The organism is Stenotrophomonas sp. Iso1 (assembly GCF_027497995.1).
Classification (GTDB): domain Bacteria; phylum Pseudomonadota; class Gammaproteobacteria; order Xanthomonadales; family Xanthomonadaceae; genus Stenotrophomonas.
Window position 1 is genome coordinate 162,865 of the sequence record NZ_JAODBT010000001.1, and the last position, 15,133, is coordinate 177,997.

Here is a 15,133-nt window from a genome sequence, read left to right on the forward strand (position 1 = left end):
CGGCCACGAAAGCCTCGCTGGACCGCGTTCCGCCCATGCCGGGCTCCCGCCGACGCCGATGCTGGCGCAACGCCAGCGGCACCTTCAATGCGTTGAACTACCCCGACGCACATGCCGCACAAACCGGCGCAGCAACTGCCTTGCCAGCGGTGCTGCGCTCACATCGCGGGCGACGCTGCGGGCGCAGCCGCCGTGGCGGGCGATGCAGTCGGCGCGGGCGCGGACGTAACCGCGCATGTGGTGGGTGGCGAATTCCGGGTGGAACTGCAGGCCCCAGGTCTGTTCGCCCCAGCGGAAGGCGTGGCAGTTGTCCTGTGCCGAGCGGGCCAGCACGGTGGCGCCGTCGGGTGCGCGCAGTACGGTCTGCAGGTGCGTGGCATGGGCCGGGAAGCTGGCTGGCAGGCCGGCAAACAGGGGATCGGCGGCGGCCGGTGCTTCCAGTTCCAGCACGATGGTGCCGGACTCGCGCCCGGCCGGGTTGTAATCCACCTGTCCACCCAAGGCATGCGCCAGCAGCTGGTGGCCGTAGCAGATGCCCAGCAGCGGCATGCCGCCGTGGGCGGCGTCGCGCAACCAGTCGGCACTGCGTTCGCTCCAGTCGGCGCGGTCGGTGACGAAGGCCGCCGAGCCGGTCACGATGGTGGCGGCGAAATCACCACGGTCGGGCAGTGCTTCGCCGTGTTCGACGTTGACCACCACCGTCTCGGCTTCTTCCAACCCGGCGGCGACGCGGATCCAGTGCGGGAAGCGCCCATAACGGCGCAGGGTCGGGAACGGCTGCCCGGTTTCAACAATCAAGAACGGCTGGGGCTTCATTCCGTGGGCGGCAGGACAGACAGGACTTCCTCGATTGTAGTCAGCCCTGCGGCCACCTTTTCAAGCCCAGTGCGACGCAGGGTACGCAGCCCTTCGTTGCGTGCGGCCCGGTTGAATGCGGCCAGATCCATGTCGCGGGTGATCAGTGCGCGCAGCCGCGAACCCAATGGCAGCAACTCATACAGGCCCACGCGGCCCATGTAACCGGTACGCCGGCACTCCAGGCAACCGACCGGTGCATATGCGGTGACGACATCAGGTAATGCTTCATGGGCATCACGCAAAGGCGCCCAATCGGCATCACTGAGCGCGTCCGGCACCTTGCAGTGCTGGCACAGTGTGCGTACCAGACGCTGCGCGAGCACGCCGTTGACGGTGGAAGCGATGAGGTAATGCGGCACGCCCAGGTCGAGCAGGCGGGTGATGGCCGAGGGGGCGTCGTTGGTGTGCAGGGTGGACAGCACCAGGTGACCGGTCAGCGAGGCCTGTACCGCCATCTGGGCGGTTTCCAGGTCTCGGATTTCGCCAATCATGATGATGTCGGGGTCCTGCCGCAGCAGGGTGCGCACGCCGCTGGCGAAATCCAGGTCGATGTTGGTCTGCACCTGCATCTGGTTGAATTCCGGCGCGATCATTTCGATCGGGTCTTCCACCGTGCACACATTCACGTCTGGCGTGGCCAGCCGCTTGAGCGTGGAATACAGGGTGGTGGTCTTGCCCGAGCCGGTGGGGCCGGTGACCAGCACGATGCCGTGCGGGCGGGCGACCAGCTCGTTCCAGCCGGCAGCTTCTTCGGGGCTGAAACCCAGCTGCTCGATGCTCTTGAACGCCGAATCCGGGTCGAAGATGCGCATCACGCACTTCTCGCCGAATGCAGTGGGCATGGTCGACAGGCGCATTTCCACTTCGCGGCCACCCGGCGAACGGGTCTTGATGCGGCCATCCTGCGGGCGGCGACGCTCGGCCAGATCCATGCGTCCCAGCACTTTGACGCGGCTGATCACGGCGGTCATCACCGACGGTGGCAGCTCGAACACCTTGTGCAGCACGCCGTCGATACGGAAGCGCACCCGGCCCATGTCGCGTCGCGGTTCCAGGTGGATGTCACTGGCGCGTTGTTCGTAGGCGTACTGCAGCAGCCAGTCGACGATGCTGACGACGTGGTGATCGTCAGCATTGACGTCGCCGGAGCTGCCCAGTTCCACCAGCTGCTCGAAGCTGGGCAGGCCGGTGTTGTTGCCGCCGTCGCGGGCATCGCCGCGGGCGCCACGCACCGAGCGGGTGACGCCGAAGAACTCCATCGAATACCGGTGCAGATCCAGCGGATTGACCAGCACGATGTCGATGCGGCGCCGGGTGAGGTGTTGCAGGTCCGGCATCCAGTCGCGTGCCATCGGCTCGCTGGTGGCCACCAGCACGCGCTCGCTGTCCACTGCCAACGGCAATATGCGGTGGCGGCGGGCGTAGGCGTGGGAGACCACGGCGGTGGCGGCAGCCACGTCGACACGGGTGGGATCAATGCGCAGGTGGCGGGTATTGGTACGTGCGGCCAGCCATTCGGTCAGCCGCTCCAGTGCCAGATCGCCGGTGGCCGGTGGCGCAGCGGCCAGCTTCAGATTGGCCAGCAGCACCAGCGGGTGCACCTCGCTGGCGTTGCGCGCGCCCTGGGCCGAGAAGCGGATGCGTTCCAGGTCGTGCGCGGCCACCATGCCATCGCTCAGCAGGGCCGAGGCGACGTTGGAAAACTGCAGCCTTCCCGGGGCGATATTCACCGGAATGGGCGGTATCTGCGCGCTATGCGCGGCCTGCTGTTCCACCCCAAACTCCTTGCTCGCACGGCCGCCGTGCGGTCGGTCGCTATACTAGCGCACCCCTTCTGCACGGCTCAGGCAGCATGTCCGCGACCCCCAACGTTCCTATTACCTTCCAGGGCCTGATCCAGACCCTCAACGAATACTGGGCGAAGCAGGGTTGCGTGCTGATCCAGCCACTGGACCTGGAAGTGGGCGCCGGCACCTTCCATCCGGCCACGTTCCTGCGCTCGATTGGCCCGGAAAGCTGGAACGCCGCCTACGTGCAGCCGTCGCGCCGTCCCACCGATGGCCGCTACGGCGAAAACCCCAACCGCCTGCAGCGCTACTACCAGTACCAGGTGGCGATGAAGCCGAGCCCGGACAATATCCAGCAGCTTTACCTGGATTCGCTCAAGGCGCTGGGCATCGACCCGCTGGTGCATGACCTGCGCTTCGTCGAAGACAACTGGGAATCGCCGACCCTCGGCGCCTGGGGCCTGGGTTGGGAAATCTGGCTCAACGGCATGGAAGTCACCCAGTTCACCTACTTCCAGCAGGCCGGTGGCCTGGAGTGCAAGCCGGTGCTGGGCGAAATCACCTACGGCCTGGAGCGGCTCTGCATGTACCTGCAGAACTGCGACAACGTCTATGACCTGATCTGGACCTATGGCCCGGACGGCACCCCGGTTACCTACGGCGATGTCTACCTGCAGAACGAGGTGGAACAGAGCACCTACAACTTCGAGTACGCCGACGTGGAAGAAATGTTCCATCGCTTCGACGCCTGCGAGAAGGAAGCGCAGAAGCTGATTGAAGTCGGACTGCCGCTGCCGGCCTACGAACAGGTCTGCAAGGCATCGCATTCGTTCAACCTGCTTGACGCGCGCCGCGCCATTTCGGTGACCGAGCGCCAGCGTTACATCCTGCGCGTGCGCGCGCTGGCCCAGGCCGTGGCAAAGCTGTACGAGGGCAAGCGCCTGGAAGCCGTGGCCGCCAAGGAGGTGCAGGCATGAGCATGCAACCGCTGCTGATCGAACTGGGCGTGGAAGAGCTGCCGGTCAAGGCGCTGCCGGGTCTGGCACACGCCTTTTTCGACGGCGTGATTGATGGGCTGGCCAAGCGCGGCATCGCGTTTGATCGCGGCGGTGCCAAGCCATTGTCCACCCCGCGTCGTCTGGCGGTACTGCTGCCGGGCGTGGAAACCGAACAGCCAGAACAGCATTCGGAAGTGTTCGGCCCGTACCTGAATATCGCGCTGGACGCCAACGGCGAGCCGACCAAGGCGTTGCAGGGTTTCGCCGCCAAGGCCGGCATCGACTGGACCGCACTGGAGCGCACCACCGACGCCAAGGGCGAGCGTTTCGTGCTGCGTTCGGTCACTCCGGGCGCGCAGACCGCTGCGTTGCTGCCGGAGATCGTGCGCGAGGCCATCGCCGCGATGCCGATTCCCAAGCCGATGCGCTGGGGCAGTCACGAATACGCATTCGCCCGCCCGGTGCATTGGCTGGTGCTGTTGCACGGCAATGACGTGGTGGATGCCGAACTGTTGGGCCTGAAGTCCGACCGCATGAGTCGCGGCCATCGTTTCATGGCCGACAAGCAGGTGTGGCTGAGCAACCCGAGCGACTACGTGGAATCGCTGAAGGCCGCCAACGTGCTGGTTGATGCGGATGCGCGCCGTGAGCGCATCGTCGCCGAGGTCAATGCGGCGGCAACGCAGGCCGGCGGTGTTGCACGCATCACCGACGACAATCTTGAGCAGGTGGTGAACCTGGTGGAGTGGCCGGCGGCAGTGCTGTGCAGCTTCGAACGCGAGTTCCTGGCGGTGCCGCAGGAAGCGCTGGTGGAGACGATGGAGGTCAACCAGAAGTTCTTCCCGGTGCTGGACGACAGCGGCAAGCTGACCGAGAAATTCATCGGCATCGCCAACATCGAATCGAAGGATGTGGCCGAAGTGGCCAAGGGCTACGAGCGCGTGATCCGCCCGCGCTTCTCCGACGCCAAGTTCTTCTTCGATGAAGATTTGAAGCAGGGCCTGCCCGCGATGGGCGACGGCCTGAAGACCGTCACGTATCAGGCCAAGCTCGGCAGCGTGGCCGACAAGGTGCAGCGCGTGTCGGCGCTGGTGCAGGTCATCGCGCCGCAGGTGGGCGTGGACCCGGTGCATGCCAAGCGTGCCGCCGAACTGGCCAAGAACGATCTGCAGTCGCGCATGGTCAATGAGTTCCCGGAGCTGCAGGGCATCGCCGGCCGCCATTACGCGCTGGCCGGTGGTGAATCGCCGTCGGTGGCGCTGGCTATCGACGAGGCTTACCAGCCGCGCTTTGCTGCCGATGACATCGCTGCCTCGCCACTGGGCAAGGTGCTGGCGATTGCAGAGCGTCTGGACACGTTGGCCGGTGGTTTTGCTGCGGGCCTGAAGCCGACCGGCAACAAGGATCCGTTCGCACTGCGTCGTAATGCGTTGGGCTTGGCGCGGAGCATCATTGAATCTGGTTTTGATTTCGATGTTCGTGCACTCATTGCGCTGGCTCGCCATGCGGCACTGAATGCCTGGGCGGTGAGTGCTGAAAAGGCAATTACTGAAGCGAAGAGTGACAAGGACCTCGCATCTGCGACGAAGGCCCGGGATGAAGCCGTTTCCCTACGTGATGGCGACCCAACCGCAGGTGTCGATGAGCTCTACGACTTCATCATCGACCGCCTGAAGGGCTACTACGCCGACAAGGGCGTGCCGGCCACGCACTTCAACGCCGTCGCTGAATTGAAGCCCGCGTCGTTGTACGACTTCGACCGCCGCATCGATGCCATCGGCATCTTCGCTCAGCTGCCGGAGGCCGAAGCACTGGCTGCGGCCAACAAGCGCATCCGCAACATCCTGCGCAAGGCCGAAGGCGAGATCCCGGGGATGGTTGACCCTGCGCTGTTGCGCGAGCCGGCCGAGAGCGAACTGGCTGAAGCCGTGGCCGCCGCCATCGACGACACCGGCGCCGCGCTGTCGCAGAAGGACTACGTGGCCGTGCTCGGCCGCCTGGCTCGTTTGCGCCCGCAGGTAGACGCGTTCTTCGACAACGTCATGGTCAACGCCGACGACCTCGCATTGCGTGGCAACCGCCTGGCGCTGCTGCGCACCCTGGGCGACCGCCTCGGCAGCGTGGCCGCGATCGAGCACCTGTCCAGCTGATCGCAAACCCCGATGTGTTGCAACGAAGGCCCGCGCAAGCGGGCCTTCGTTCTTCGCAGGAGCGGTGCGGACCAAACAGTGCGGGCAATCACCAACCTCCGCCGTGATCGCAGTGTGATTTTGCGGGTCATGTTGAGCCCGGTATCCTGCTCACCATGCAGCCATCCCGAATCACCCTGTCATTCCTGATTGCCGCGCTGTTCCTGGCAGCGCCCCTCGCCCATGCTCGCGGTACCGTCCAGAAGGTGGACATCAAGGGCTTGGACAAGGGCAATGACGCCGCCATCCTTGAAAACATCGAGGTCTCACTGTCGCTGTATGACGTGATCGGCAAGGTCCAGGGCGAGTCGCGCCTGGAGTATCTGCTGTCGCAGGCCGAACGCCAGACCCGGCAGGCGCTGGAGCCGTTCGGCTACTACAACCCCACCATCACCGTGGAGGCGCCGCGCGAGGGCGACAACGTGCAGGTGGTGATCCAGGTGGACAAGGGTGCGCAGATCAAGGTGCGCCAGGATGAGGTGATCATCACCGGGCCGGCCTCGCGCGACCGCTACCTGCAGGAAGACCTGGAGGCGTTCCAGCCCAAGTCCGGGCAGCCGTTCGACTCGGTCAACTACGAGGCCAGCAAGGTCACCATTACCCGGCGTCTGGCCGAGCGCGGGTACTTCGATGCCGATTTCACCCAGCGCAAGGTGGAGGTCACCCGCGCCGAGAACGCGGCCGACATCTTCCTCAGCTGGGACAGCGGCCGCCGCTACAACATGGGGCCGATCACCTTCCAGGAAGATTACTTCCGCCCCGGTCTGTTCGACCCGCTGGTGTATTGGGAAGACGGCAGCTATTGGCACGAAGGCAAGCTTGACCGCCTGCGCGAATCGCTGACCAAGCTCGACTACTTCAGCGTCATCGACATCCAGCCGCACCCCGAAAACGCCGATGAAAATGGCGATGTGCCGGTGAATGTGAAACTGACCAAGGCCAAGCGCACCATCTACACCGCCGGTGTCAGCTTCGGCAGCGAGAGTGGTGCCGGTGTGCGCGGCGGCGTGGAGCGCCGCTACGTCAACCGCCGTGGTCACAAGCTCAATACACAGCTGGATTACGCGCAGCGGCGCAAGAGCCTGATTACCAGTTACCGCGTGCCGGGCTTCCGTTGGCTGGATGGCTGGTACACCTATGCCGTCAGTGCCTACGACGAGCAGACCGACTACATCGACCTGCGCAACGTGAAGCTCATTGCCAGCCGCAGCGGCGAGATCAACGAGCACTGGACCGCCATCGTCTCGATGAACGCCCTGCGCGAGCGTTGGGGTTATGGCTCCGACAACATTTTCGACAAGCGGCTGTACCAGTACTCCACGCTGGTTTACCCGCAGTTGACCGGCGACTACGTGAACGTGGACGACGAGAGTTTTCCGCGCAAGGGCATCAGCGGCAACACCACCTTGCGGGGTGGCGTTGAGGGCGCTGGCTCGGACACCAGCTTTGTCCAGGCCGATATAACCTTGCGCTGGTACATCCCGGTGGGTGCCGCCGACCGCCTGATCCTGCGCGGTCAAGCCGGCACTACCTGGACCAGTGATCTGGTGTCGATGCCGCCAAGCCTGCGTTACTTCGCCGGCGGTGACCGCTCCATCCGTGGCTATGCCTACCGCGAAGTGGGGCCGCGCACGCCGGCTCCTGACAAGTACGCGCTCGGCGCGAAGAATCTGGTGGTTGGCTCGGCCGAATACGAGCATTACTTCAACGGTGGCCCGTGGGGCGCGGCGGTGTTTGTTGATACCGGTAGCGCCTTCGACAACACCATCGACCTGCATACCGGCGTCGGCCTGGGCGTGCGTTGGAAATCACCGGTGGGCCCCGTGCGCATTGATATCGCCCGTGGCCTGAACAGCCCGGATTCGGCCTTCCAGCTGTACCTGAACATCGGAGCGGACCTGTGAGCCGTCGCCCGGATGACGTGAGCCCGGAAGAACGCGAAGCGCGTATCGCCGAGCTGCGTGCCAAGCGCAAGGCGCGCCTGCGCAAGCTGGCTGTGCGCAGCGGCATCACCATCACCGCGTTGGTGTTGGTGGGCCTGTTTGCGGTGTACTGGCTGCTGCAGACCGTGGCAGGGCGTGAAGTGCTGCTGGCGCAAGTGGTGGCGCGCCTGCCAGCCAATTCGTCGTTGACCTGGAGCAAGGCCGAAGGCCCGCTGGCCGGCCCGTTGATCCTGCACGACCTCGATTTCCGTTACGAAGACCTGCATTTCACCGCCGCCCAGGCGTACCTGGACCCGGATATCCGCCCGCTGCTGGGCCGCAAACTGCGCCTGGATGCGCTGCGCATCACCGACGCTACGCTGGATCTGGGCCCGTCGGAAGACAAGCCATTCGCGTTGCCCAACTGGCCGGATGTGTTGCCGGCCATCGAGCTGCCGCTGGCGTTGCAGGCTGACTCCATCGCGGTCGATGGCTTGCGCATCAGCCAGATGCAGGAACCGGTGATCGACATCACCCGCATCCGTGGTGGCCTGGAAGCTGCCGATGGTGAGTTCCGCGCGACCCAGATCAAGGTCAACACCAACCTTGGCGATTTCCGCATCGACGGCCATTACGTGCCGCGCAACGATTACGACACCGACCTCACCGTGCGTGCGCTGATGCCGGCGCGACCGGGCCAGCCCGCAGCACGGCTGGGTCTGGTGGCACGCGGTGATCTGGCGCATATGGAAGTGGCGCTGGCCGGCTACGCGCCCAAGCCGCTGCATGCCAGCCTGATTCTGGATGGCCGCAACAACCCGGTGTGGAACATTGCTGCCCGTTCGGAAGCGCTGGACCTGGGCCAACTGGTGCCAGCGCAGTTCATGGCAGAAGCCCCCGCTCCGCTGGCGCTGGATATCTCGGCGCGTGGCCGTGGTGGCCAGGCGCAGCTGCAGGGCCGCGTGCGGCAGGGTGAGCAGGAGCTGGTGCTGGCACCGTCCAACGTCGCCATCGACAAACAGGTGCTGACCGTTGCACCGCTGGTGGCCGAAGTCTTCGGCGGCAGCGTGCGGCTGCAGGGCACTGCGGATTTCAGTGATGCGCAGAACCCGGGCTTCCGCTTTGCCGTGGTGGCCAACCAGCTGACCTGGACACCGGCGCCGGATCCCACCGCACCGGATTCCACGCCGGTGCCGATGCACCTGAAAGAAGCGCGGCTGGGCGTGGCCGGCAACCTCAAGAACTGGGCGGCCATCGGCAAGGCTGACGTCGCTCGTGAAGCGCAGGACGCCAGTCTCGATTTCGACGTGCGTGGCAACGACCAGCAGGCGCGCATCGAGCAACTCAAGGCGACGACCCCCGGTGGCTCGCTGGACCTGACCGGCTCCGCCGCGTGGGCGCCAATGTTGGCCTGGGATGTGGACGCCAAACTGGCCAGCTTCGACCCCGGCTATTTCCTGCCGGGCTGGGAAGGAAATCTGTCGGGCACGCTCGCTTCCCAAGGCAAGCAGTTGCCGGCGCCGGTCGGCACCGAAGAGATGCGCTTTGAGGCCACCGTGGACGTGCCGCAACTCAAGGGCAGGCTGCGTGGCCGTAGCGTGGACGCACGCGCCAAGCTCGCGTTGCAGGGCACCCAGGGCGAAGGCGACGTGCGCCTGGTGGTCGGCGACAGCCGAATCGAGGCCAAGGGCAAGGTTGGCGACCGCATGAGCGTGGATGCGCGGCTGGAACCGCTGCATCTGTCCGACCTGCTGCCCGGCAGCAGCGGCAGCCTGGCCGGCACCCTGCAGTTGCGGGGTAAGCCGAGCGAGCCCGACATCACCGCTGACCTGCGCGGTAGCGGCCTGCAATGGGATGACTGGAAGGTCGGCCAGATCAGCATCAATGGCCGCCTGCCGTGGCAAGGCGACAACGGCGCCCTGCAGGTGCAGGGCAGTGCGGTGGAAGTGGGCATGTTGCTGGACCAGGTGCGCATCAATGCGCGTGGCAGCGTGCAGAACCTGCAGTTGGAGGCAGACACCGGCAATGAGCTCGGCGCCATCGCGTTGAGTGGCAGCGTGCGTCAGGCCGGGCAGGCATGGCGGGGTGAACTGGCTTCACTGCGGTTGGCGCCGGTCAAGGGTGCGCCGTGGCAGCTGCGTCAGCCGGCAGCGTTCAATGTGCAGGGCAGCAACTTCACCCTCGGCGAAGCTTGCCTGGGGTCGACCACCGGCGGTGCAGTGTGCGCCAGTGCCAACTGGCCACGCGATGGCCTGAAGCTGCGGGGCGACGCACTGCCGCTTGCACTGGTGCAGCCGTGGTTGCCGCCCAATGCCGGCCGCACCTTGCACCTGCGTGGCGAAGTCACCTTCGACGGCGACATCCGCCCGCGTGGCAATGCGTTTGAAGGCGGATTCAAGGTGGCCTCGGCCGAGGGTGGCATCCGCCTGGGTGACAACGCCCGTGGCGAGCTGGTGCGCTATGACCATTTCTCGCTCAACGTGGAAATGCTGCCCAACAGCATCAAGGGCTACCTCGGTGTCGGTTTCCAGGGCGACGGCTTTGTCGATGCCAAGGTACAGACCGGTTGGGAGCCGGGTGCCGCGCTCAACGGTGAGCTGTACCTCAACATGTCGCGGCTGTACTGGCTGGAGTTGTTCTCGCCGGATCTGGTGCGGCCCAAGGGTTTGATCGAAGGCCACGTGAGCCTGCGCGGTACACGCGGCCAACCGACGCTGGGCGGCGATGCCAAGCTCAGCGATTTCACCGGCGAGCTGCCGGCGCTTGGCCTGACGTTGAGCGAAGGCACAGGCAGTTTCATCGCACAGCCCGATGGTTCGGCGCGCATCAGTGCCTCGGCCAAGACCGGTGGCGAAGGCGCGTTGAAGGTGGATGGTGGCCTGTCGTGGTTTGGCGATGCACAGCCGTTGCAGTTGCATATCTCTGGCGACAAGGTGCTGCTGGCCAACACCAGCGAACTGCGCGTGGTCGCCAACCCGGATCTGAACTTCACCCTGGCCGGCACGGCGATGGAGCTGCGTGGCAGCGTGCATGTGCCCGAGGCCGACCTGGATCTGGAGCGCCTGGACCGCGGCACCTCGGTCTCCGAAGACGTGGTGGTGCTGGACCCGGTGGACCCGGAAGAAGGCCCGTCCTCGCCGTTGGACATGGACCTGACCGTGAGCCTGGGTGACAAGGTCAAGATGACCGGCTTCGGCCTCAAGGGCGCACTGACCGGGCGTATGCAGGTGCGCGCCCGACCGGGCCGCGAGATGACCGCCAACGGTGGCCTGGAAGTGAGTGGTCGCTACAAGGCCTATGGCCAGGATTTGACCATCACCGACGGCCAGCTGCTGTGGAACTACGGCATCGTTTCGGACCCGCGCATCAACATCAAGGCAGAGCGCGAGATCGGTGACATCACGGCCGGCATTCACGTTACCGGCCGCGCGCAGGCGCCGAAGGTGGACGTGTGGTCGGACCCGGCGATGTCGCAATCCGAAGCGCTGGCATACCTGGTGCTGGGCCGCAGCTTGAGCATGGCCAGCAGCGACCAGGCACAGCAGGTCAACGCGGCCTCGGCGGCATTGTCGGCCGGCAGCGGCCTGCTGGCCGCGCAGGTGGGCGCTAAATTGGGCCTGGATGACGCGGGTGTAAGCCAGTCACGCGCGTTGGGTGGTTCGGTGATCGGTGTGGGCAAATACATCACGCCCAAGCTTTATGTCGGCTACGGCGTCTCGCTGGTCGGCAGCGGCTCGGTGCTGACGCTGAAGTACCTGCTACGTCGCGGCTTCGATATCGAAGTGGAATCGAGCACGGTGGAAAACCGTGGTTCGGTGAACTGGCGCACGGAGAAGTAAAGCAGGTAATTCGCGGGGCGAAGAGCACGCGCAGCGTGATCCCGGCACAAGGGCCATTCTCAGTACTGAGAATGGCCCTCAGCCTGTGTGCGGCCCCTAATTCCCAGTGCCATGACCGACGGCGGTTGCCGCTCCCGGCTGCCATCGCTACTGTCGGCGCCTGTTCTGTAATTCGCTGGAGTTCCAATGACGCGCAAACCGCTTACCGCCGCGCTGGTGCTGGGCATGAGCCTGGCTGCTGCCGCCAACGCCAACGAGGGCATGTGGATGCCCACGCAGTTGCCGGAGTTGGCAAAAACGCTGAAGGAGGCCGGTTTCAAGGGCAATCCGGCGGAACTGGCCGATGTCACTGCGCCGCCGTTGAGTGCGGTGGTGCGGGTGGGCGGTGGCACCGGTGCGTTCGTGTCGGGCGATGGCCTGCTGCTGACCAATCACCACGTGGCCTATGGCGTGATCCAGTACAACGCCAGCAAGGAACACGACACCATCAACGAAGGCTTCATCGCCCAGGGCCGTGCCGATGAGCGCGCCGCCAATCCGGATTACCGCGTGTTGGTGACGGTGGGCTTCGACAAGGTCACTGATGACGTGCTCACGGATGCACGCGGCAAGACCGGGCGTGCTTACTACGATGCCGTGGAAAACGCGCGCAAACGTATCGTTGCTGACTGCGAAGCCGAAGGCGGCGTGCGCTGCTCGGTGGCCAACATGTATTACGGCACCGACTTTTACCGCATCCGCCAGCTGGAGCTGACTGACATCCGTCTGGTCTATGCCCCGCCGCGCGCCATCGGCAACTACGGCGACGAAATCGACAATTTCATGTGGCCGCGGCACACCGGCGATTTCACCTTGCTGCGTGCCTATGTTGGCAAGGACGGCAGGCCGGCGCCGTACAACAAGGACAACGTTCCCTACCAGCCGCCGGCACATGTGAAGATGGCGGCCGACGGCCCGAAGGAAGGCGACTACGCGATGTTGGCCGGTTACCCGGGCACCACCTACCGCCTGCGTACCGCCGCTGAATTCAGCAGTCAGATCGACACCGTGCTGCCGCGCCGCGTTGACGTGTTCCAGCAGTTGATCGACACCATCGAATCCGTCGGCAAAACCAATGCCGATGCACGTACCCGCTACGCATCGCAGCTGCAGTCGTTGAAGAACAATCGCAAGCGTGCAGCCGGCGAACTGGAGGGCCTGCTGCGCAGCGATGCCAAGGCTCAACGTGCACAGGATGAGCAGGCCATGCTGGCCGCCACCGACAGCAAGTACAAAACCGACATCGACGCATTGTTTGCATCGCTGGCTGCGGATCGCGAAGTTGGCAACAGCGAGTTCCTGGTGACGTTGTTGTCCAGCCAGACCCAGTTGCTGCGTTCGGCATTGCTGCTGGAGCGGTTGCGCGTGGAATCGCTCAAGCCCGACGCCGAGCGTGAAGCCGGCTACCAGCAACGCGATCAGGCGCTGATCGAAGGTGTGCTCAAGCAAGTGCAGCGCCGCTACGACCCGGCCGTGGAGAAAGCGATTCTCACCGCGTTGCTCACCCGCTATCAGCAGCTGCCCGATGCACAGCGCAACGCGCATTACGACACCCTGTTCGGCCGCACGCCGGCGCAGCTGGCCACGCGCCTGGACACGCTGTACGCGCAAACCCGTTTGGGCGAGGAAGCACAGCGCTTGTCGCGCTTTGAAAGCGCACGCAAGGGAGCTGCCATTGAAAGCGATCCGCTGACGGCAGTGGCCTCGGCATTGGTGGCCGCCCAGCTCGATGCTGAGCGCCAGAGCAAGGAGCGCGAAGGCGAGCAGTTGCGTCTGCGTCCGTCCTACATGCAGGCGTTGTTCGCCTGGCGTGCCGCGCAGGGCCGCGCGGTGTATCCGGATGCCAACAGCACGCTGCGCATCAGCTACGGCAAAGTCGAGGCACTGCATCCGCGCGATGCGGTGAGCTATTCGCCCGTCACCACGGTGGCTGGCATCGTCGAGAAGAACACCAACACGGTGCCGTTCGACGCACCCAAACCACTGCTGGAGGCCATCGCCAAGGGCGATTTCGGCAGCACGGCCGATCCGGTGTTGAAAACGCAGACGGTCAACTTCCTGACCAACCTGGATACCACGGGTGGCAACTCGGGCTCGCCGGTGCTCAATGCACGCGGTGAGTTGATCGGCCTGAATTTCGATTCCAACTGGGAATCGGTGAGCGCCAGCTGGTGGTTCGATCCACGCTACAAGCGCGCCGTGCATGTGGACATGCGCTACCTGCGTTGGCTGCTGGCCAAGGTCTACCCGGCGCCGGAACTGTTGAAGGAAATGGGCGTGCCGGTGGAGTAAACCCGCTCGCTGAGTGCGCGGGGGCTTGGTCACGAAGGCCCCCGCGTGGCTGTTTGGTGCGGCCCGTCGATGGCCGCACCGCAGTGCAAACCGTGGTGATGGAGAGCCTGTGAGGCATCCACGTTTTTCCGCGAGCCGCACCTGGGCGGGTGATGCGTATTCCGTATCACCTGTTTGGTGGGTCAAACCGCCAGCGATGCAGGCCTTGCCACGGCACGTGTCGCAGAGACCGGAGCAACGGGTTTTCACCGGGATTGCCCGCGTTCAGACCGTGCTGCAGCCACGTTGGAAGGACTGGCTGAGGGTTTTTTCCTCGGAGCCATAAGAAAGTTCTTTATGACCTTCGTCAGTAACTGACATTACGCTGGGCTAATATCCCCTATATTGGGCAGATTCATGTGCCTCACGCCGGGGGAACTGTGTGGTAACGCAACAACTGGACAACGCGTCGGCTGCTGCTGGCGATGCTTTGGCGCTGGCTTTGGCGCCGCTGCGGGTATGGATTGTCGGTAGCTTGGACGTTGTGTTGCCTCTGCAGCGCTATGGCGCGCAGGTGCACGCAATGGACAGCATCACCGCGCTGTACCGCGAGCTGGCCATCGTGCCGTGCGACGTAGTGCTGATAGACACCGCCTTGGTGGATGACGATCTGTCCACCACCGTTGAACACCTGCGCCGACGCGACGACCTTGGCGTGGTGCTGTTGGTGGACGCCAAAACCCCGCACCGCGTGGCTGAGGGCCTGTGGGCCGGCGCCGACGCCTGCATGTCACACCGTCCCGATGTGGAACTGCTTGCCGCCAAGCTGTCCAGCCTGAGGCGGCGCTTGCCGGGAGAGCCGGTACAGATGATGGAGGCCGCCGCTGCCGGTGACACTTCCACCGCGTGGGAACTCGAGTCGGGCGGCTGGAATTTGCGGGCACCCAGCGGCCAAGTTCTCGCTTTGACCGAGGCCGAGCGTTCGTTCTTGACGCTGTTGTTTGCCTCTCCTGACGAAACGATAGGCCGTGAGCGATTGATAGCAGCGCTCACCAACCAGCCGTGGGCCTTTGATCCACATAGGATTGAAGTGCTGGTGCACCGCCTGCGTAACCGTGTCCGCAGCGTCACTCGCTGCACCCTGCCCATCCGCGCAGTTCGCGGTTCAGGTTATCGCCTGACGCTCTAGTTCACGGTTTTTTATTCAGCGCCTACTTATCTAAATAAATG

At 64.6% G+C, this 15,133-nt stretch carries 8 protein-coding genes; 6 read left to right on the forward strand and 2 right to left on the reverse strand.

Annotated features, from left to right (window positions below; all coding sequences use genetic code 11):
• Positions 1-84: 84 nt before the first annotated feature.
• Both PAN08_RS00615 and PAN08_RS00620 read right to left on the reverse strand, forming a co-directional pair.
• Positions 85-816 carry a glutamine amidotransferase gene (locus PAN08_RS00615; RefSeq protein ID WP_269789622.1) on the reverse strand — a complete coding sequence of 244 codons (732 nt, stop codon included), beginning with the start codon at positions 814-816 and terminating at the stop codon, positions 85-87.
• A complete protein-coding gene (locus PAN08_RS00620; RefSeq protein WP_269791133.1) occupies positions 813-2,525 on the reverse strand; it encodes a GspE/PulE family protein in 1,713 nt (570 codons plus the stop codon). Before PAN08_RS00620 ends, PAN08_RS00615 begins: the two co-directional genes overlap by 4 nt.
• Before the next feature lie 185 nt (positions 2,526-2,710).
• Between PAN08_RS00620 and glyQ the strand changes: the two genes are divergently transcribed.
• The 6 genes from glyQ (at position 2,711) to PAN08_RS00650 (ending at position 15,092) form a co-directional block, all read left to right on the forward strand.
• Positions 2,711-3,622 carry a glycine--tRNA ligase subunit alpha gene (gene glyQ / locus PAN08_RS00625; protein WP_269789623.1) on the forward strand — a complete coding sequence of 304 codons (912 nt, stop codon included), beginning with the start codon at positions 2,711-2,713 and terminating at the stop codon, positions 3,620-3,622.
• Complete coding sequence (gene glyS, locus PAN08_RS00630; RefSeq protein WP_269789624.1) at positions 3,619-5,793, forward strand: glycine--tRNA ligase subunit beta; 2,175 nt, start codon at positions 3,619-3,621, stop codon at positions 5,791-5,793. Before glyQ ends, glyS begins: the two co-directional genes overlap by 4 nt.
• 155 nt (positions 5,794-5,948) lie before the next feature.
• Positions 5,949-7,736, forward strand: a complete 1,788-nt coding sequence (locus PAN08_RS00635) for an autotransporter assembly complex family protein (protein ID WP_269789625.1) — start codon at positions 5,949-5,951, stop codon at positions 7,734-7,736.
• 44 nt (positions 7,737-7,780) lie between these two features.
• The gene (locus PAN08_RS00640; protein ID WP_269791134.1) at positions 7,781-11,593 is read left to right on the forward strand and encodes a translocation/assembly module TamB domain-containing protein; all 3,813 of its coding nucleotides are present in this window, start codon (positions 7,781-7,783) and stop codon (positions 11,591-11,593) included.
• Between the two features lie 186 nt (positions 11,594-11,779).
• Positions 11,780-13,924: a S46 family peptidase gene (locus tag PAN08_RS00645; protein WP_269789626.1), complete on the forward strand. Its 2,145-nt coding sequence runs from the start codon at positions 11,780-11,782 to the stop codon at positions 13,922-13,924.
• 421 nt (positions 13,925-14,345) lie between these two features.
• Positions 14,346-15,092 carry a winged helix-turn-helix domain-containing protein gene (locus PAN08_RS00650; RefSeq protein WP_269789627.1) on the forward strand — a complete coding sequence of 249 codons (747 nt, stop codon included), beginning with the start codon at positions 14,346-14,348 and terminating at the stop codon, positions 15,090-15,092.
• Positions 15,093-15,133: the final 41 nt, after the last annotated feature.